This window comes from Flagellimonas beolgyonensis (genome assembly GCF_003992615.1).
Classification (GTDB): domain Bacteria; phylum Bacteroidota; class Bacteroidia; order Flavobacteriales; family Flavobacteriaceae; genus Flagellimonas; species Flagellimonas beolgyonensis.
Genome location: NZ_RZMY01000017.1, coordinates 44,441 through 63,942, shown reverse-complemented (window position 1 = coordinate 63,942; position 19,502 = coordinate 44,441). Strand labels below are relative to the sequence as shown.

Here is a 19,502-nt window from a genome sequence, read left to right as displayed (position 1 = left end):
ATAAGCCTTATAATAATCCGAACTTTTTTGAGTTAAGGTTACACACGATTATCGATAATTTTGAAGCTTCGTCATACATTTTTAGGTGCTTTGGTTTTGGCGGGCATTGTATTTAATGCCTGTTCCACTCAAAAGGATAAATTCATCAACCGAAATTGGCACGCACTCAACACCAAGTACAACACTCTGTACAATGGCAATTTGGCCTTTGAAAAAGGGCTGGAAGAGATCAGTGCCACCTACCGTGACGATTATTGGGAAATCCTTCCCGTGGAGCGGTTAAAAGTAACCGATGAGGTCAAGCTCGATTCCGAGGACAACAACCCTAATTTTATCATTGCTGAGGAAAAGGCCACCAAGGCCATTCAAAAGCACAGCATGGACATCAAGGATGAGGAACGAAATCCGCAAACCGATGAAGCATTCCTGCTGCTGGGTAAGTCGCGCTATTTTGATCAACGGTATATTCCGGCACTTGAAGCCTTCAACTACATACTCCGCAAATATGCCGAAAGCGATAAGCTGAACGAAGCCACCATTTGGCGTGAAAAAACCAATATGCGGCTGGACAATCCCGAAGTGGCCATTAAGAACCTAAAGCGTTTGTTCAAGTACGAAAAGCTTAAAGACCAAGAGTATGCCGATGCCAATGCCGTGTTGGCCCAATGTTACATCAACCTGAATGCACCCGATACTGCAATTCAAAAATTGAAGGTGGCCCAAGCCTACACCAAAAAGAATCCAGAAAAAGGCAGGTATCTGTTCATAATTGGGCAGTTGTACAACCAAATGGGCCATAAGGACAGTGCCAATTATGCCTTTAATAAGGTGATCGATCTTAACCGAAAGTCGCCACGCGTCTACATGATCAACGCCCATTTGAAGAAAATCCAGAACACCACCTTAACGGCTGATAACCAAGAAGAATTATTGGAATACCTCACCGATTTGGAGGAAAACAGGGAAAACCGTCCCTTTTTGGACAAGATTTATCGTGAAATAGCCGAATTCCATTTGGCAACCGAATCTGATAGTTTGGCCATTGCCTACTATAACAAATCGCTGAAGGCTACCCAAGGAGAGCGTAAACTGAATGCCTTGAACTATCAAAGCTTGGCCGACTACTATTTTGATCAGGACCAGTACAAAACAGCCGGCGCTTATTATGACAGTACTTTGACCAATTTGGCCGAGAATACCCGCGAGCACCGGAACATCAAAAAGAAACTGGACAACCTCGAAAATGTGATCAAATACGAGGACATTGTACAGCATGCCGATAGTGTGATCACATTGTACCAAATGTCGGAGGCCGAACGCAAGGCCTATTTTGAAGACTATATTGCAGAGCTGAAACGCAAGGATGCCGAAGCCGCTGAAAAGGAACTAAAACGGGCCACCGCCGGTTTCGCAACGTTCGCCAATAGCAAGGGGGGCAAGGAAAACCAAGGTAAGTTCTACTTTTACAACATCACCAGTTTGGGGTATGGCAAAAACGAGTTCAAGACCCGATGGGGCAGCCGCTCCCTAGAGGACGATTGGCGATGGAGCAACAAATCCAAAGCGTTGGTTTCCGAAGCTACGGGCGAGATCATAGCTGAGACGAATCAGCCTTCGCAAACCCTTACGGACGACAACAAATACGATCTGGACTTTTACTTGGCACAAATTCCAACAGAAGTTTCAGCAATCGATAGCCTAAAGACTGAACGGAACTTTGCCAACTATCAGCTTGGATTGATCTATAAGGAACAATTCAAGGACAATATGTTGGCTGCGGCCAAATTGGAGCGTGTATTGGTTTCAAATCCTGAAGAAAGATTGATCCTTCCTTCTAAATACAACCTGTTCAAAATCTATGAGGAATCGGGAAGTCCCTTGGCAACGAACATGAAACAGGATATCATCAACAACCATCCGGATACCCGCTATGCCGAGATATTATTGAACCCCCAAGCGGTGTTGGAAGGCAATACCGATAGCCCCGATGCCCGCTATGCCGAATTGTACAAATTGTACCAAGACCAGCAATTTTTGCAGGTGATCACCCAGTCGGAGGCCTATATCAGCAAATTTACAGGAGACCCCATTGTGCCCAAATTCGAAATGTTAAAGGCAAATGCCATAGGACGACTGCAAGGTTTTGAACCGTTCAAGGAAGCCTTGAACTATGTGGCCCTTACCTATCCGAATAACCCTGAGGGGAAAAAAGCGGAACAAATGGTGGAGGAACAATTGCCCAAGTTGGAAAACAAGGAATTTTCACCGGAAACCGGTTCACCGGGAACCGGCAATTGGAAAGTAGTGTTCCCTTTCAAGATCAGGGACGATGTAAAGGCAATGGCCTTGAAGAACCGATTGGAAGAAGCGATAAAGGACCTCAATTACAGAAACATCGTATCCAAGGACATTTACAACCTGGAGGACGAGTTTATAGTAGTTCATGGATTTAGGTCCAAGGACTTTGCCCTGGGCTTTGCGGAACTGATAAAAAACAATAAGGACTACCGCATTAAAGATGAGAATTTTGTAGTTTTATCGGACAATTACAAAATCATCCAGGTCCATAAGAACATAGAATCATACAAAGCACAATATTAAACCCCAAAACCCTAGAACACAATGTTTTCTGACAACAAAAAACCACGACCTATGAATGAATTTGGCGGACAACCCAACAGAATAGAGAAGAACACGAAGATAAAGGGAGATATCACTTCCGAAGCGGACTTTAGAATCGACGGCAAACTGGAAGGCAACGTTAAAACTTCCGGAAAAGTGGTGATCGGCAAGGATGGCTACATCAAAGGAAAAGTTGAATGCGTGAATGCCGACATTGAAGGAAAATTCAATGGTGAACTTATGGTGACCGACCTGCTTGCACTAAAGGCCTCCGCCGTGATCGAAGGTACCGTAAGTGTATCCAAATTGGCCGTGGAGCCGGGAGCAACCTTTAACGCTGCCTGTACCATGGGCAAGGGCGCTTCAGTGGTTTCTTCTCCAAAAATGGAGACCAAGAGCAATGAGCCAGCAAAAGCCTCGTAAGGACTTAAAAAACACATTGAATACTGCAGCCCGTTTGTCTGGTTCGGCCATACAAATGGGCGTTGTTATTTATTTATCGGTGCAAGGGGGAAAATGGCTCGATGGGCATTTTGGGACCGAAAAGATTTTCATGCCCATTTGCACCTTATTGGGTGTTGCCATTTCCATATATTTGGTGCTTCAGCAATTGAAAAAGATTCAAAATTGAACATCAAATCGTTCCCTATTTTTTTTATTGTTTTGATCGTATTGGGATTGGCGCTGCTTTTCTTCGGCCATGCCTGGGTTTTGGAGCATCAAGGTTTTGAGCCCTTTGGCCATCAGTTGGTGAAAAGCTACCTGCTCAATTTGGTGATGGCCTCCATGGTCTTCTTTTCCATTTATAGCTTCCGAAACAAGTATCGCGACCTTTTGGGCTTCTTTTTTTTGGGTGGAAGCCTGCTGAAGTTCGTGCTATTTTTCATTTTTATGTATCCCGGCTATCACCGGGATGGCGTTCTTGACCGTATCGAGTTTCTGGCTTTTTTCGTTCCCTATCTATTTTCCCTCTTTATTGAGACCTTTTTTTTGGTGAAACTGCTTAATACTGTGGAATAAAGCCTTAAAATCTCGTAAAAAAATCAAACTGGGAAATATTACTACAAAAAGCTTTTTTCTTTTAACGGAGCAATGTATTTTTGCACCAATTTTTCAGGACCCTTAGTTGCAGTGATATGCGATATTCGTTTTTAAGTAAAATTTTTGTTGCCGTTTTCATATTGACAACGGGATTTGTATCGGCCCAAGGCCATGAGGAAGAAGCCCACGAAACTGGCGCCCATGATCTTAAGACCGAAATAAAGGAATATATCGATCACCACCTTTTGGATTCGTATGACTTCACTTTGTTTTCATACACTACGGATGAAGGTGAGCACAAATACATTGGGTTTCCATTGCCCGTGATTCTTTGGGACAATGGGTTGAAGGTTTTCTCCTCTTCTAAATTCGAGCACGGAGAAGCCGTTGCCGAAGTCGATGGTAGCTATTATGCACTTTACCACAATAAAATTTACAAGACCGATTCCGAGGGTACCATTAATTTTGGCGCCCATCATGATGAGGACACCCACACTGAGGATGCCTTTGGCGAAAATTTGGTGGTTGAGGAGGCACATCCTACCAACGAAAAGCCCTTGGATTTCTCAATTACCAAAAACGTGGTTTTTATTGCATTGGTTGGCTTGTTGATGTTCTTGATGTTCCGCTCCGTGGCGAACAATTACAAAAAGAGCCATTTGCCCAAAGGATTGGGTCGTGTTTTGGAGCCCTTGGTGGTTTTTGTTCGCGATGAAATCGCTGTGCCCAATATTGGGGAGCACAAGTACAAAAAGTACATGAGCTATTTGTTGACCGTTTTCTTCTTTGTGTGGATCATCAACCTATTGGGTCTGACCCCACTTGGCGTGAACGTGACCAACAATATTGCCGTGACCTTTGCCTTGGCTTTGATCACCTATTTTATAACAACATTTTCCGGAAACAAGAATTACTGGAAACACATTTTTTGGATGCCAGGCGTCCCCGTTCCCATGAAAATCATTTTGGCCCCTATCGAATTGTTGGGAACCTTCATCAAACCTTTTTCGTTGATGATTCGTTTGTATGCCAACATTACGGCGGGCCACGTAGTATTGATGAGTATCATCGGACTCATGTTCATTTTTAAGAACTGGATCGGAAGTCCATTATCGTTTGCTTTGGCCTTTGCACTTTCCTTGTTGGAATTGTTGGTGGCAGCATTGCAGGCTTATATTTTCACCATGCTGTCTGCCCTTTATTTTGGAATGGCAGTGGAAGAAGATCATCATTAATTAGAACGTTTAATATTTAAATACATATATCATGACAATTCCAAACATCGTAGGTGCTGGTTTGATCGTAATCGGAGCAGGATTGGGTATCGGTAGAATCGGTGGTCAGGCAATGGAAGCCATTGCCCGTCAACCTGAAGCTTCTGGTAAGATCCAAACTGCCATGTTGATCGCTGCCGCTCTTATTGAAGGTATCGGTTTCGCCGCTCTATTTGCAGCGTAATTACCGGAAAAACAAAAATGAAGGCCATAGCGGTTGGCTATGGCCCTTCATTTAAAATGGTATAGTACTAAAAGACTTTAAATATTCAAGATAAATGGAGAAGTTACTAGAACAGTTTTCACTTGGTTTGTTCGTATGGCAATTGGTGCTTTTCATTGGGCTATTGCTTTTGTTGCGCAAGTTCGCATGGAAACCCATCCTCAATGCTGTTGAAAAAAGAGAAGAAGGGATCAAGGATGCCCTTGAAGCAGCAGAGGCTGCCAAAAAGGAAATGCAAAACGTTACCGCCGATAGTGAAAAACTGTTGAAAGAAGCTAGGGCAGAGCGCGATGCCATGTTGAAGGAGGCTCGCGAAATCAAGGAAGGCATTGTTTCCGAGGCCAAAGCACAAGCACAGACCGAAGGCGATAAAATGATCAAACAGGCCCAAGCCGCCATCGAAGCGGAGAAAAAGGCAGCTGTGGCCGATATCAAGGCCCAAGTGGCAAGCCTTTCTTTAGAGATTGCCGAAAAAGTGATCAAGGAAGAACTATCCGACAAAAAAAAGCAACTGAAAATGGTTGACGATATGTTGGGTGATATTAAATTGAACTAAGGGCATGAACGGGAACAGGGCAGCCATACGCTACGCAAAGGCAACATTGGACTACGCAGTGGAAAAGAAAGCGGCCGAGGCCGTGGAAAAGGACATGCGTTCCATTGCCGATACACTTTCTGGGAACAAAGAGCTTCAGGGACTGTTGGAGAGCCCTGTTATCAAAGCTGAGCTTAAGAAAAATGTTTTGTTGGAAGTCTTCAAGGGTTACGATGAGATCACAAAAGGCCTCGTGCAGACCCTGTTGGACAACAAGCGGATTGCCATGTTGCAGGAAGTGGCCTATAAGTACATCATTCAATATGAAAAGATGAAGGGCGAGGAAGTGGCCTATGTAACCACGGCAGTTCCTTTGACCCCCGAATTGGAAAAGAAGCTGTTGGACCAAGTGACCAAGGTAACCGGAAAAAAAGTAACCCTGGAAAACAAGATCGACGAAAGCATTTTGGGCGGTTTTGTGCTTCGCGTGGGCGACACCCAATACGATGCGAGCATCGCTAACAAATTGAACGGATTAAAAAGAGAATTTACAAATAGTCTATAAAAATGGCAGGAGTAAAAGCCGCTGAGGTATCAGCAATTTTGAAAAAACAGTTATCAGGTTTCGAAGCGACCGCTTCGTTGGACGAAGTAGGTACCGTATTACAGGTAGGTGACGGTATTGCCCGTGTCTATGGACTTGCCAATGCCCAGTACGGGGAGTTGGTGGAGTTTGATGGCGGCATGCAGGGAATCGTTTTGAACCTTGAAGAAGACAACGTTGGTGTGGTATTGTTGGGCCCAACCAAAGAAATCGTGGAAGGTGCTACCGTTAAAAGAACGGAACGTATCGCATCCATCAACGTTGGTGAAGGAATTGTTGGTCGTGTTATCGACACCTTGGGAACTCCCATCGACGGTAAAGGACCTATCGCTGGCGAAACCGTTGAAATGCCATTGGAAAGAAAGGCGCCTGGGGTAATCTTCAGACAGCCTGTAAACGAACCATTGCAAACTGGTATCAAGGCAGTAGATGCTATGATCCCAATCGGTCGTGGACAACGGGAGTTGGTAATCGGTGACAAGCAAACAGGTAAGACCACGGTTTGTATCGATACCATCCTGAACCAAAAAGAATTTTTTGACGCTGGTGAGCCTGTGTACTGTATCTACGTTGCCGTAGGACAAAAGGCATCAACAGTGGCTGCCATCGCCAAGACATTGGAAGACAAAGGCGCTTTGGCCTATACTACCATTGTTGCTGCAAACGCATCCGATCCTGCCCCAATGCAGGTATATGCTCCCTTTGCCGGTGCTGCCATCGGGGAGTATTTTAGGGATACAGGTCGTCCAGCCTTGATCATCTATGATGATTTGTCCAAACAGGCCGTGGCGTATCGTGAGGTGTCCTTGTTGTTGAGAAGACCACCGGGACGTGAAGCGTACCCTGGTGACGTTTTCTACTTGCACTCCAGATTGTTGGAGCGTGCTGCCAAGGTCATCGCCGATGACGATATTGCAAAAAACATGAACGACCTTCCTGAATCTTTGAAGTCCAAAGTAAAAGGAGGAGGATCTTTGACCGCATTGCCGATCATTGAAACCCAAGCAGGTGACGTTTCTGCCTATATCCCAACCAACGTGATCTCCATTACCGATGGTCAGATCTTCTTGGAGCAGGATTTGTTCAACCAAGGTGTACGTCCGGCGATCAACGTGGGTATCTCCGTATCTCGTGTGGGTGGTTCCGCGCAGATCAAGTCCATGAAAAAAGTGGCCGGTACCTTGAAATTGGACCAAGCCCAGTTCCGTGAATTGGAAGCATTTGCCAAGTTCGGTTCCGATTTGGATGCCGCTACCTTGAACGTGATCGAAAAAGGACGAAGAAACGTGGAGATTTTGAAACAAGGTCAAAACGACCCTTACACCGTGGAAGATCAGGTAGCCATCATCTTTGCCGGTTCCAAAAACTTGTTGAGGGATGTTCCCGTGAACAAGGTAAAAGAATTTGAAAAGGATTTCTTGGAGTTCTTGAATGCCAAGCACAGAGATGTACTGGATGCCCTTAAGGCCGGTAAGTTGACCGATGAGGTTGCTGATACATTGACTGCGGTTTGTAAAGATCTTTCAAGTAAGTACAAAAATTAGTCTAAAGTATTTAGTGGTTAGTATAGGGTAAATGAACACGAACTCCATACTAACTACTAGAACCTGGTTACTAAAATTATATGGCGAATCTAAAGGAAATACGGAATAGGATTTCATCCATCGGATCAACAATGCAGATTACCAGTGCCATGAAAATGGTGTCTGCTGCAAAGTTGAAAAAAGCCCAGGATGCCATCACGGCCATGCGCCCGTATGCGGACAAACTCACTGAACTTTTGCAAGGGTTGAGTGCCAGTTTGGAAGGCGATGGCGGTAGTGAATTTGCAATGAGCAGACCGGTTAAAAAGGTATTGGTGGTTGCCATTACCTCGAACCGGGGCCTTTGTGGGGCTTTCAACACCAACATCATCAAGCAGAGCAATATGTTGGTTGCCGATACCTATGCAGGAAAGCAAGTGGATTTTGTGACCATTGGCAAGAAAGGAAATGACATTCTTCGTAAAAAGAACACCATCGTTTCCAATCACAATGGCATCTTTGATGATTTGACCTTCGACAATGTTGCCGAAATTGCCGAGTACTTGATGGAGCAATTCACTTCGGGCAACTATGATAAGATTGATTTGGTGTACAACAAGTTCAAAAATGCCGCGACCCAAATTGTAATGACCGAGCAATTTTTGCCGATTGTTGCCATGGAAGGCGATACTGCAACCGCTGGAGATTACATTTTTGAGCCCTCCAAGTTGGAAATTGTACAGCAGTTGATTCCAAAATCGCTTAAAACACAATTGTTCAAGGCCATTCGAGATTCCTTTGCCAGTGAGCATGGTGCACGTATGACGGCAATGCACAAGGCCACTGATAACGCCAAGGATCTTAAGGCGCAATTGACCCTTTCCTACAACAAGGCACGCCAGGCAGCCATTACCAACGAAATTTTGGAAATTGTTGGTGGAGCTGAGGCTTTGAACGGGTAATCAAAACAAGATATTATAGAAAAGGCCACCTTTAGGTGGCCTTTTTGTTTGTGCACCTATTGGGACTAAGGGCTTTTGTGTAACTTGTAGCCGCCTAACAGGGGCATTAAAAGAACACGCACCTATTGAACCCGTTAAAAAGGCTATTTAAACAGACTTTTATCTATGGATTGGCCACGGTATTGCCGAGGGTCATTTCATTCTTCCTATTGCCGCTGTACACTTCGGTATTTGAAAATGCATCGGGCTATGGCCAGTATACCAATATTTATGCATGGATAGCCATTTTCAATGTGTTCTTGGCGTATGGCATGGAAACCGCGTTTTTTAGGTTCTATCATAAAAGTGAAGATAAGGCCAAAGTAGTTTCCACTTCGTTGATTTCCTTATTGGCCACTTCGGTTGGTTTTTTGATTTTCGCCCTTTCCGTTAAACAATGGTTGTCCTCGGTAACCGATATCAATCCGGATTACCTGAAATTCACCACCTACATATTGGTCTTGGATGCCTTGGTCATTATTCCGTTTGCCTTATTGAGGGCGAATGAAAAACCCATGCGCTATGCCGTTTTGAAAACGGTGAATGTGGCGATCAACCTTGGATTCAATGTGTTTTTCCTGCTGATTTTGCCCGAATTGGCAGAAAATGCTGAATCCGTTCTAATGGCATCCATCTACAGGCCCAATTGGGAAATCCATTATGTATTGATTTCCAATGTGATTGCCAGTGGTATTACCCTCTTGATCTTGTTGCCTGGTTATTTCAAGGCATCCTATACATTCGATTCGAAGCTGTGGAAGCAGATGATGAAGTATGCCGGACCAGTAATGATAGCCGGTATTGCCTTTACCATTAACGAGGTGTTGGACAAGATCCTGCTGACCCAAATATTGCCGTCGGACATTGCCGAAACCGAAGTGGGGAAGTATGGGGCATGCTATAAACTGGCCTTATTCATGACGCTGTTTGGCACAGCGTTTCGCATGGGTGTGGAACCGTTTTTCTTTAGCCATGCCAATTCTGAAAAACCCGAAAGGACCTATGCCCAAATCACCAATTATTTTGTCATTTTGGGCAGTATCATTCTTTTGGGGGTTATTGTCTTTATCGATGTGTTGGGCAAATTGTTGCTCCATAATCCAGTGTATTGGGAAGCCTTGAATGTGGTCCCCATCATCCTTTTGGGCAGTTTTTGTTTGGGCATCTACCACAATCTGTCCGTTTGGTACAAGGTAACGGACCAGACCAAGTTCGGGGCATACATCTCATCCATTGGGGCCATAATCACCTTGACCATTAACATTGCGTTCATTCCAAAAATTGGCTATATGGCCTCGGCACTGGCCACACTGGCCGCTTATGGTAGTATGATGCTACTTTCCTATTATTTTGGAAGAAAGTATTACCCAGTGCCCTACAACATGCGGAAGATCCTATTTTATCTTTCCGTATCCATCCTGTTTTCAACGCTTTCCTTCTATGTTTTTAATAGAAATTTAATAGCCGGCAGCATACTACTTTTAGTATTTTTGGGGTTAGTATATAAGATGGAAGGCGATAATCTAAAAAGCATTTTTGTTAAACGTGGAAATTAAGATCATAAACAAGTCTGGGCATGCATTGCCACACTATGAAACCTTGGCTTCGGCCGGGATGGATCTTAGGGCAAATTTGGATAAACCCATTGTTTTAAAACCTTTGGAAAGAGCTATCATCCCAACTGGTATTTACATGGAATTGCCCATTGGCTATGAAGCCCAAGTGCGCCCACGGAGCGGCTTGGCGGCCAAAAAAGGCATCACCGTTTTAAATGCACCGGGTACTATCGATGCCGATTATCGTGGAGAGGTCGGTGTGATTTTGGCCAATATGTCTTCCGATGAATTTGTTGTGGAAAACGGCGAACGCATCGCCCAAATGGTGATAGCCAAACACGAACGCGCCGAATGGGTCGAGGTCGCATCCCTTTCGGATACCGATAGGGGAGCCGGCGGATTTGGCAGTACGGGTACCAAATAAAAACAAACACTAATAACGATACTAGTAAAAAATGAAGATAATTGTCCCTATGGCGGGAAGGGGTTCCCGATTAAGACCACACACATTAACAGTTCCCAAACCACTGATTCCGGTAGCTGGTAAACCCATCGTACACCGATTGGTCAGCGATATTGCCAAAGTGTTGGGCGAACCCATCGAGGAAGTTGCCTTTATTTTAGGAGACCCCGCATTTTTTGGGGATGATGTAGTTGAAAGTCTGATGGACCTGGCCAATGAGTTAGGCGCTAAGGGATCTATATACCGACAAGATTTGCCATTGGGCACCGGACACGCCATCATGAGTGCGAAAGAGTCGTTGAGCGGCCCCGCGGTAATTGCATATGCCGATACCTTGATCCGGGCCGATTTCGACCTTGATAAGTCAGCGGACAGTGTTATCTGGGTAAAACAAGTGGAACGGCCTGAAGCCTATGGTGTGGTGAAGCTCAATGGGGACAATCATATCGTCGAGTTGGTAGAAAAGCCGAAGGAGTTCATTTCCGACCTTGCCGTTATCGGTATTTATTACTTTAAGGACGTTGGGGTGCTAAAAGATGAGCTGCAACATGTCCTGGACAATGACATCACCAACGGAGGCGAATACCAAATTAATGATGGTATCAAACGAATGATGGAAAAGGGCATGAAATTTGTACCAGGTAAGGTGAGTGAGTGGATGGATTGTGGGAACAAAAACGTGACCGTGGAAACAAATCAGCGTATGTTGGGCTTTTTGGAGCAAGAGGGAGAAAATATGATTTCTTCTTCGGTACAACAAGAGAACGCAAATATCATCGAACCCTGTTTCATCGGGGAAAACGTGGTGCTGAAAAATACAACGGTTGGCCCATATGTTTCAGTGGGCGATAATACCGTATTGGAGAATTGCACGGTCAAAAACAGCTTGATCCAAGGGAACAGTAAAATATATAATGCCAACTTGGATAATGCCATGATCGGTAACCATGTGGTATTCAATGGAAATTTTGAATCCATAAGTATTGGTGATTATTCCGTTTTGGAATAACTTTAAGATGGATTTATTGGGTTGATGGGGACTTAGGATGTTATGAAAAAAAAGGTTTTGCTTTGGATGGGAATTGCAGTGTCAGCGATGACATGGGGCACCTCTCATGCCCAAGACGAACAAGAAAGCGCCGCAGTCTATCTCGAAGAATACACCGACGAATTTCAAGAAAACTTTTTTGAGGCCCTTAAGCAGAAGGGTATTCAAAACTACGACCGCGCCATTGACCTTTTGCTTAAGTGCAAGCAACTGGAGCCCGATAACAGCGTGGTGGATTATGAATTGGGCAAAGCTTATTTGCTGGATAAACAATACATCAAGGCACAGGAGTACGCCATAGCGGCATTGATTGCAGAGCCAACGGATTTTTGGTATGCGGACAATCTACTCACCATTCTGGAGCTGCAAGGAACTCCACTTGAAACAATACAGGAACGAATTCCATACGCCAATCAAAAATTAAAGGAGAACCTGGCCGTAGCCTATTTTAAAAAACAAAAGTATGAAGAGGCAAGGCGAATCTTGAAAGAGCTAGGCACTTCAAGATTGGTCACCGAATTGACCGAAAAAATCAATGATTCCCTTCAAAAAGGACAGGAATTGGCCAAAACACCGGCTCCCAAATTGAAAGAAGAAGAAGAAAGTACAGACCCCGTCGCTCAATTACGAGCCGAAATCGAAAATTTGCTTGCAGCATCCGACAATGGGCTTTTGGATGTGGCGAAGGATGCCTTGGACAACTACCCCTTGCAGCCCTATTTTTACTATGCCTACGGTGCAGCATTGCATCGCAATGGCAATTCGAACAAGGCCATAGAGGTATTGGAAAGCGGTTTGGACTATCTGTTGGACGACCAACAATTGGCCAATGACATGTACAGAGAATTATCCAAAGCGTACACTGCCATTGGCAATACCCAAAAAGCCAATGAATATTTGAACAAAATCAACACAGGATTATAATGCATCAACATAAGAACATATTTGTTAAACTATCGCTTTTGGGCGTGTTTCTGCTTACACTGGGCGCTTGTAAAAGCACACGAACAGTGACAGGCGGGGAAGTGGATTCCAAAATGTCAGTAAAGAACATCATCAATAACCACTACACCAATCAGCCCAGATTTAAAACGTTGAGTGGCAGGGTGAAAATTGATTATTCGGATGGAGAGGAAAGCCAAGGCGTTAACGTAAGCCTTCGGATGGAAAAGGACAAAGTCATCTGGATGAGTGCGCCCCTGGGTATGGTCAAGGCACATATTACCCCAAAACAGGTGTCGTTTTATAACAAGCTGCAAAACGAGTATTTTGAAGGGGACTTCAGTTACTTGAGCCAACTTTTGGGTACCGAGCTCGACTTTGACAAAGTCCAGAACCTTTTGTTGGGGAACGCAGTGTTGGATCTGCGAAAGGAGAAATTTACTTCGAATGTGTATGAGGGTAACTATCAACTAAAGCCAAAAAATGCGCAAGAACTGTTCAAGATTTTGTTCCAATTGGAGCCAAAACATTTCAAAATTGCGGCCCAAGAAATTTCCCAGCCCGAGAAATCAAGACAGTTAAAAGCAAAATATACCTATCAGGATATTTCTGGAAACGTGTTGCCGGATGAAATCAAGATCGTGGCGGAGGAAGAAGGCGATTTTACCACAATTGATCTAAGTTTTCGTAACTTGGAATTGAACAAACCCATAAGTTTTCCCTATAAAATCCCCAAAGGCTACGATAAAATTACATTAAAGTAATATGAAAGGTAAAACTTCATATTTTATTCATATACTTTTAGTTGTATTTTTTACATCAACATTTGTAGCTGCACAAACCAGTGAACAAAAGGCCTTGGAGGCCAAACGCTCCCGACTGCAACAGGAAATAAAGGAAATCAACCGATTGCTGTTTGCGGAGCGTAAAGAAAAGGGCTCGGTTTTGGACCAAATGGAGGCATTGGATAACAAAATCAATGTGCGCCAAGAGCTGATTAGGGTCACCAACCAACAAAGCAATCTGCTCAATCGGCAGATCAATGTCAATATTCGAAACATCAGTAAGCTTCGGGAAGATTTAAAGCTGTTGAAGGAAGATTATGCCAATCTTATTCGGAAAACCTATCAAAGCAAATCCCAGAGCAATCGATTGATGTTTTTGTTATCGGCAGACAACTTTTTCCAAGCCTTTAAACGGCTGCAGTATATGCAGCAATATGCAAAGCATCGAAAGCAACAGGGGGAAGAAATTGTCCAGAAAACGGATGAGCTTACCCAATTGAACCAAGATTTGGTCCGTCAACGAAAGGAAAAGGAAATCTTGTTGGCCGAAAATACCAAGGCCAAGAACGAACTGTCCAAAGAAATTGAGTCGCAACGGAGCCTTTTGAGAAGCATAAAGCAAAATGAGGCCAAATATTCCGCAGCAATTGCCGAAAAACAAAAAGAGGCCCGCAGGATCGATCGTGAGATTGAGAACCTGATCAAGAGTGCCATTGCCAGTTCCAACAGAAGTTCGGGTAAATCTGCAAGTAGTGCCACATTTGCCCTTACCCCGGAAGCGAAATTGGTGGCCGATAATTTTTCGGCCAATAAGGGAAGATTGATCTGGCCAGTGGAAAAAGGCATCAAAAGCCAAGGGTATGGCGAGTATGCCGATAAATTGTACCCTGGCATCAAACATCGCAATAACGGAGTTACCATCACTACTGATAAGGGAAGCAAAGCACGGGCCATTTTTGAAGGCGAGGTCATTGCCATCATCTCGGTACCAGGCGGCGGTAAAGGGGTAACGCTGAAGCACGGAAACTACATCAGCACATACTACAATTTGTCCACTTTATATGTAAAGAAGGGCGACAAAGTGGCCGCCAAGGAGGTATTGGGCGAAATAAATACCAATCGGTTGGATGGCACAACCAAATTGAAGTTTTATCTTTATAGGGATTCCAATCGCTTGAATCCGGAAGATTGGATCTATCAACTGTAAACCATGAAGAAAATTACGAATCTACAAGGGACCTTCGAGTTACACAACGGGGTCCAAATGCCCTATTTTGGATTGGGGGTGTATCTTTCCAAAGATGGCAATGAAGTAATCCATGCGGTAAAAGATGCCCTCAATCATGGATATAGACATATCGACACCGCATCGATCTACGATAATGAGGAAGGTGTAGGTCAGGGCATTCGCGAAAGTGAAGTGGACCGAAAAGACGTTTTTTTGGTGAGCAAGGTCTGGAACAACGATCAAGGTTATGATGCAACCCTACGAGCCTTTGACGCCAGCCTGAAGCGGTTGGGGACCGATTATTTGGATCTCTACCTCATCCATTGGCCGAAAGGGGAACTTTCCAAGGACACCTGGAAAGCTTTGGAGCGGTTGTATAAGGAAAAACGAGTACGTTCCATTGGGGTGAGCAACTTTTTGAAGCACCATTTGGAAGACTTGTTGCCAAGTGTCGAGATTGTACCCATGATCAATCAAATGGAGTTTCATCCGTATTTGGTGCAACAAGAGCTATTGGATTTCTGCAATGCCAATAATATCCAATACGAGGCATGGTCCCCTTTGATGCAGGGCCATATTTTCGATTTGGAGGTAATGAAAGAAATGGCCCATAGGTACAACAAGACCATAGCCCAAATTGTTTTGCGATGGGATTTGCAGAAAGGCGTGGTGACCATTCCAAAGTCGTCCAAAAAGGAACGGATCATCGCCAATGCGGACTTGTTCGATTTCGAGATCAGCGAGGCGGATATGAAAGCACTGAATGCCTTGGATAGGGGCAAGCGTTTTGGACCTGATCCGGACAACTTCGATTTTTAAACCTTAGGACATAAAAAGCGCCTTCAGCTCGGTGGCATCTGCAGGCTTCATTTTTCCGGCCAATACCAAACTCAACTGTTTTCTGCGAAGGGCTGCGGCATATCGCTCCTTTTCCAATTCTGTTTCCGGTTCCAATGGGGGCACCTCGGTGGGTTTTCCCGTATCATCTACGGCCACAAAGGTATAAATGGCCTCATTGGCCTTGGTGCGTTCCCCTGTAAAGCGATCTTCGATCCACACATCCAAGAAAATCTCCATGGAAGATGTAAATGCACGGGAAACGGAAGCTTCCACGGTGACTACACTGCCCAGTGGTACGGCACGGTTAAATGCTACGTGGTTTACCGAAGCAGTTACTGTGATGCGGCGGCTGTGACGTCTGGCCGCAATGCTGGCGGCACGGTCCATTCGCGCCAAAAGTTCCCCGCCAAACAGATTGTTCAAGGGGTTGGTTTCACTGGGCAGGACCAAATCGGTCATGATTGTACGTGATTCACTGGGAGTTTTAGCGCGCATACCTTTAATTTTTGCGCAAAGATATTCAAGTGGGAATAGGAAATAAAGAAAGCAGACCTATTTTTCCGAAAGCAACCACGCATCCCTCGAATCGGTAGCCTTTACCTTTTTCAAAAAGGCCAAGGCTTCCTTGGGGTCCTCAAAGCTATCATAGGCTACTTGGTGCAGGCCGTAGCGGTTCATGCCCAAATAGAAGGCATTGAAGCCTTTGTCCTTCAGTTGGGCCACTCGCTTTTCGGCATTTTGTTCTTCACGGAATGCACCGGCAATTACATGGTGCTTGCCCAATTGTTTTTTGGTCACTTCAATACTGATGGCAGGAAGTTCTAATGGTGCACTTTCAAAAAAGGTGGCTTCCTGGATCAATCGGGATACTTCTTTGTCCTTTATTTCTTGCGCGGCCACTTCTTTTTCTTTCAAGTCATCGTAGGTGCGATACGAAGTTGCGGCCATGGAGACGGCCAAGAAGATAACAGCGGCATATTTTAACCAGGAGCGGAATGAAGCGGTCTCTCGCTGTTCAGGTGTGATAATGAACGGTATTTTTTCTTCAAGTTCCTGGATTTCCTCTTTCATTACTTCACGTTGTACTGGATTGGCCGTAAATGAGGACAACCCGAAGGATGAGGTAAGGAAATTTACTTTGTTCTCTGGTTGAAACTGAATCCGTTGGTCCTTTTGGGAGAGTTTGCCAATACCGAACAATTCGATGGATTCACCTTGGTTAAGCCGTTGTTTCCACATTTTGGCAACAGCCTCTACCTCCTGAAGCATTTCCTCGTACCCTAATTTTTTTTCCTTGGCAATATGGGAAACCAACAGGCCATCATTCTTGGAAAGTTGGGCATTAAAGGAAATGATCTTGGATGGGGGTACAAAAGTGTTTTTTGCGGCATCGATCACAGCTGAGGTAGTATGTGCCAAAAAGGCCCCGAAACCGGGTACCACGACACAATTGTACTCAAAAAGCAATTTTTCGATATAAGAATCAATCCGCATAGCCACAAATATTGTAAAAATTGGAAGAGTACAAAATATGCCGGATAACTTTTTATTAACATTTGAAAATCTGTATTTTGTGGACAACTTTGACTCCCAAATCAAATGACTGAACCTGAAATTATTGCGGCCCTGAGGCTGCAGGCCATTCCCAATATTGGCGATATCACTGCCAAAAAATTAATAGCCCATTGCGGTAGTCCAACGGCAGTTTTTGAGGACAAACAGCACCGACTTTTAAAAATTGATGGTATTGGAACCCAAACCTTGAAAGGGTTGCACGACCCCATTTATTTGGAAGACGCCAAAAGGGAATTTGAGTTTTTGTCCAAAGAACAAGTGCACATCTCCTATTTTAATGATGCCGATTATCCTTTTCGATTAAAACATTGCGTGGATGGCCCCATTTTGCTTTTCTCAAAGGGAAAGATGGATTTGTCGGGGCAAAAGATCATCAGTGTGGTGGGAACGCGCAACATTACCAATTATGGCAGTTCCTTCTGCATGGAGTTTATTGAGGAATTGGCCCCTTTGGACCCGGTCATTGTGAGTGGATTTGCCTATGGCGTGGATATTTCCATCCAAAAGGCGGCCATGGACAAGGGTTTGCAGACCATTGCTTGCTTGGCGCACGGCCTCAACCAAATCTATCCAAAGGCCCATAAAAAGTACCAGCGCAAGATGGAAGCCAACGGAGGGTTTGTTACCGAGTTTTGGAGTACGAGCAAACCGGACCGGGAGAACTTTTTAAAACGCAACCGAATCATTGCCGGGATGAGTGAGGCAACCATTGTAGTGGAGTCTGCCGAAAAAGGAGGGAGTTTGGTCACGGCCGAGTTGGCCAACGGTTACAACCGGGAAGTATTTGCGGTACCCGGCAGAACCACCGATAAACTGAGCAAGGGCTGCAACGATCTGATTAAACAACAAAAGGCACATCTGTTGACTTCGGCAGCGGAATTGGTCTACCTTTTGGGATGGGAATTGGAGGAAAAAAAGGTGCAACAACCCATTCAAAAACAACTGTTCGTCGACTTGGACCCAACAGAACAGTCTATCTACTCGTATTTGCAGTTGAACGGTAAACAATTGTTGGACACCGTTGCTTTGGCTTGTAACCTTCCTATTTTTAAAACATCATCCACTTTATTGTCCATGGAAATGAAGGGTGTAATCCGACCCTTGCCCGGTAAATTGTTCGAGGCGATTTAATACCCCAACTTCGTCCTTACCCGGCCTAGCACCTCATGGGCCACTTTGCGTGCTTTTTCGGCACCGATGGCCAAGGCTTCGTCCACTTCGTCCAAGTGGTTCATGTAGTAGTCGAATTTTTCTCGAGGTTCATTGAACTTTTCAACGATCACCTCGTAGAGAGCCTGTTTGGCATGTCCATAGCCATAATTGCCCGCCAAATAATTGGCGCTCATTTCCTCGATCTGTTCTTGTGATGCCAACAGTTTGTAAAGGGCAAACACATTATCGCTGGAAGGATCTTTGGGCTCTTCCATGGGGGTGCTGTCCGTTACGATGCCCATAATCTGTTTGCGCAATTTTTTATCCGGTTGAAAAATATCAATGAGGTTGCCACGGCTCTTGCTCATTTTTTCACCGTCTGTACCGGGTACGTACATGGTCTGTTCATGCACCTTGGCCTGAGGCAACACAAAGGTTTCCCCCATTTGATGATGGAAACGGGAAGCTACATCACGGGTCATTTCCAAATGTTGCAATTGGTCCTTGCCTACGGGAACGATATCTGCGTCGTATAACAAGATATCCGCAGCCATGAGCATCGGATAGGTAAAGATGCCAGCATTAACATCGTCCAACCGATCGGCCTTGTCCTTAAAGGAGTGGGCCAGCGTCAATCTTTGGTAAGGAAAAAAACAGGACAGGTACCAGGCCAATTCTGCGGTTTGTGGAATATCACTTTGCCTGTAGAATACGGTCTTTTCCACGTCTAGGCCAAAGGCCAACCATGCTGCGGCAATGGCGTAGGTGTTTTTACGCAATAGTTCACCATCCTTGATCTGGGTAAGGGAGTGCATATCCGCAATGAAAAGAAAGGAATCGTTTTTGGGATCTTGGGCCATTTCTATGGCAGGGATGATCGCTCCCAAAATATTTCCCAAATGGGGCACTCCAGTACTTTGTATTCCGGTCAGAATTCGGGCCATATCTCAATTTTGCCCGTAAAAGTACGTATACCCTAGGATTAAAAAAAGCGACATGGACAACTTGGAAAAATTGGCATCAATTCTTGGTCAATTCCAAAGATTTTTGAGGAAATGCCGTATTCATTTCCAAAAATTCTACTTTTGGC

Annotated in this window: 21 protein-coding genes; 18 read left to right on the top strand and 3 right to left on the bottom strand. The window is 44.7% G+C overall.

All coding sequences use genetic code 11. The annotated features are described in order from the left end of the window. Positions 1-60: 60 nt before the first annotated feature. The 17 genes from porW to EO131_RS13435 all read left to right on the top strand — a co-directional run bounded on the left by porW (position 61) and on the right by EO131_RS13435 (position 15,664). The gene (gene porW / locus EO131_RS13515) at positions 61-2,601 is read left to right on the top strand and encodes a type IX secretion system periplasmic lipoprotein PorW/SprE (protein WP_127023200.1); all 2,541 of its coding nucleotides are present in this window, start codon (positions 61-63) and stop codon (positions 2,599-2,601) included. A gap of 21 nt (positions 2,602-2,622) precedes the next feature. After that, a complete protein-coding gene (locus EO131_RS13510; RefSeq protein ID WP_127023197.1) occupies positions 2,623-3,045 on the top strand; it encodes a bactofilin family protein in 423 nt (140 codons plus the stop codon). Next, a complete protein-coding gene (locus EO131_RS13505) occupies positions 3,023-3,253 on the top strand; it encodes an AtpZ/AtpI family protein (protein WP_127023194.1) in 231 nt (76 codons plus the stop codon). Before EO131_RS13510 ends, EO131_RS13505 begins: the two co-directional genes overlap by 23 nt. After that, entirely contained in the window at positions 3,250-3,642 is a 393-nt protein-coding gene (locus EO131_RS13500; RefSeq protein WP_127023191.1) for a DUF6168 family protein, read from the top strand. The genes EO131_RS13505 and EO131_RS13500 overlap by 4 nt, the downstream gene beginning before the upstream one ends. Positions 3,643-3,758: 116 nt before the next feature. Then, complete coding sequence (gene atpB, locus EO131_RS13495) at positions 3,759-4,898, top strand: F0F1 ATP synthase subunit A (RefSeq protein WP_127023188.1); 1,140 nt, start codon at positions 3,759-3,761, stop codon at positions 4,896-4,898. A gap of 31 nt (positions 4,899-4,929) precedes the next feature. After that, complete coding sequence (gene atpE / locus EO131_RS13490) at positions 4,930-5,121, top strand: ATP synthase F0 subunit C (protein ID WP_053970734.1); 192 nt, start codon at positions 4,930-4,932, stop codon at positions 5,119-5,121. A gap of 94 nt (positions 5,122-5,215) precedes the next feature. Then, a complete protein-coding gene (locus EO131_RS13485) occupies positions 5,216-5,716 on the top strand; it encodes a F0F1 ATP synthase subunit B (RefSeq protein WP_127023185.1) in 501 nt (166 codons plus the stop codon). Between the two features lie 4 nt (positions 5,717-5,720). Next, the gene (atpH, locus tag EO131_RS13480) at positions 5,721-6,260 is read left to right on the top strand and encodes an ATP synthase F1 subunit delta (protein ID WP_127023182.1); all 540 of its coding nucleotides are present in this window, start codon (positions 5,721-5,723) and stop codon (positions 6,258-6,260) included. Between the two features lie 2 nt (positions 6,261-6,262). Then, positions 6,263-7,843, top strand: coding sequence for a F0F1 ATP synthase subunit alpha (atpA, locus tag EO131_RS13475; protein ID WP_127023179.1), 1,581 nt, complete (start codon positions 6,263-6,265; stop codon positions 7,841-7,843). An 80-nt stretch (positions 7,844-7,923) separates the two neighbouring features. After that, positions 7,924-8,784, top strand: a complete 861-nt coding sequence (gene atpG / locus EO131_RS13470; RefSeq protein ID WP_127023176.1) for an ATP synthase F1 subunit gamma — start codon at positions 7,924-7,926, stop codon at positions 8,782-8,784. A gap of 125 nt (positions 8,785-8,909) precedes the next feature. After that, positions 8,910-10,379: a lipopolysaccharide biosynthesis protein gene (locus tag EO131_RS13465; protein ID WP_127023173.1), complete on the top strand. Its 1,470-nt coding sequence runs from the start codon at positions 8,910-8,912 to the stop codon at positions 10,377-10,379. After that, the gene (gene dut, locus EO131_RS13460) at positions 10,369-10,803 is read left to right on the top strand and encodes a dUTP diphosphatase (RefSeq protein WP_127023170.1); all 435 of its coding nucleotides are present in this window, start codon (positions 10,369-10,371) and stop codon (positions 10,801-10,803) included. Before EO131_RS13465 ends, dut begins: the two co-directional genes overlap by 11 nt. 31 nt (positions 10,804-10,834) lie before the next feature. Next, on the top strand, positions 10,835-11,851 hold the full coding sequence (locus EO131_RS13455) for a sugar phosphate nucleotidyltransferase (RefSeq protein ID WP_127023167.1): 1,017 nt from the start codon (positions 10,835-10,837) through the stop codon (positions 11,849-11,851). Positions 11,852-11,893: 42 nt separating this feature from the next. Continuing rightward, complete coding sequence (locus EO131_RS13450) at positions 11,894-12,814, top strand: tetratricopeptide repeat protein (RefSeq protein WP_127023164.1); 921 nt, start codon at positions 11,894-11,896, stop codon at positions 12,812-12,814. Further along, a complete protein-coding gene (gene lolB1 / locus EO131_RS13445) occupies positions 12,814-13,596 on the top strand; it encodes a lipoprotein insertase outer membrane protein LolB1 (protein ID WP_127023161.1) in 783 nt (260 codons plus the stop codon). Before EO131_RS13450 ends, lolB1 begins: the two co-directional genes overlap by 1 nt. A gap of 1 nt (position 13,597) precedes the next feature. After that, positions 13,598-14,824 carry a murein hydrolase activator EnvC family protein gene (locus tag EO131_RS13440; protein ID WP_127023158.1) on the top strand — a complete coding sequence of 409 codons (1,227 nt, stop codon included), beginning with the start codon at positions 13,598-13,600 and terminating at the stop codon, positions 14,822-14,824. Between the two features lie 3 nt (positions 14,825-14,827). Further along, entirely contained in the window at positions 14,828-15,664 is an 837-nt protein-coding gene (locus tag EO131_RS13435) for an aldo/keto reductase (RefSeq protein ID WP_127023155.1), read from the top strand. 3 nt (positions 15,665-15,667) lie between these two features. Here the strand turns inward: EO131_RS13435 and EO131_RS13430 are convergent, their stop codons facing one another. Both EO131_RS13430 and EO131_RS13425 read right to left on the bottom strand, forming a co-directional pair. Then, positions 15,668-16,180 (bottom strand): acyl-CoA thioesterase, encoded by a 513-nt coding sequence (locus EO131_RS13430; protein WP_127023152.1) that lies wholly within the window; start codon positions 16,178-16,180, stop codon positions 15,668-15,670. 57 nt (positions 16,181-16,237) lie between these two features. Beyond that, the gene (locus EO131_RS13425) at positions 16,238-17,179 is read right to left on the bottom strand and encodes an HU domain-containing protein (protein ID WP_127023149.1); all 942 of its coding nucleotides are present in this window, start codon (positions 17,177-17,179) and stop codon (positions 16,238-16,240) included. 105 nt (positions 17,180-17,284) lie between these two features. On the opposite strand from EO131_RS13425, the gene dprA reads away from it, so the two are divergent. After that, complete coding sequence (gene dprA, locus EO131_RS13420; protein ID WP_127023146.1) at positions 17,285-18,391, top strand: DNA-processing protein DprA; 1,107 nt, start codon at positions 17,285-17,287, stop codon at positions 18,389-18,391. Here the strand turns inward: dprA and trpS are convergent. Further along, complete coding sequence (trpS, locus tag EO131_RS13415) at positions 18,388-19,356, bottom strand: tryptophan--tRNA ligase (protein ID WP_127023143.1); 969 nt, start codon at positions 19,354-19,356, stop codon at positions 18,388-18,390. The genes dprA and trpS overlap by 4 nt on opposite strands. Positions 19,357-19,502 lie beyond the last annotated feature (146 nt).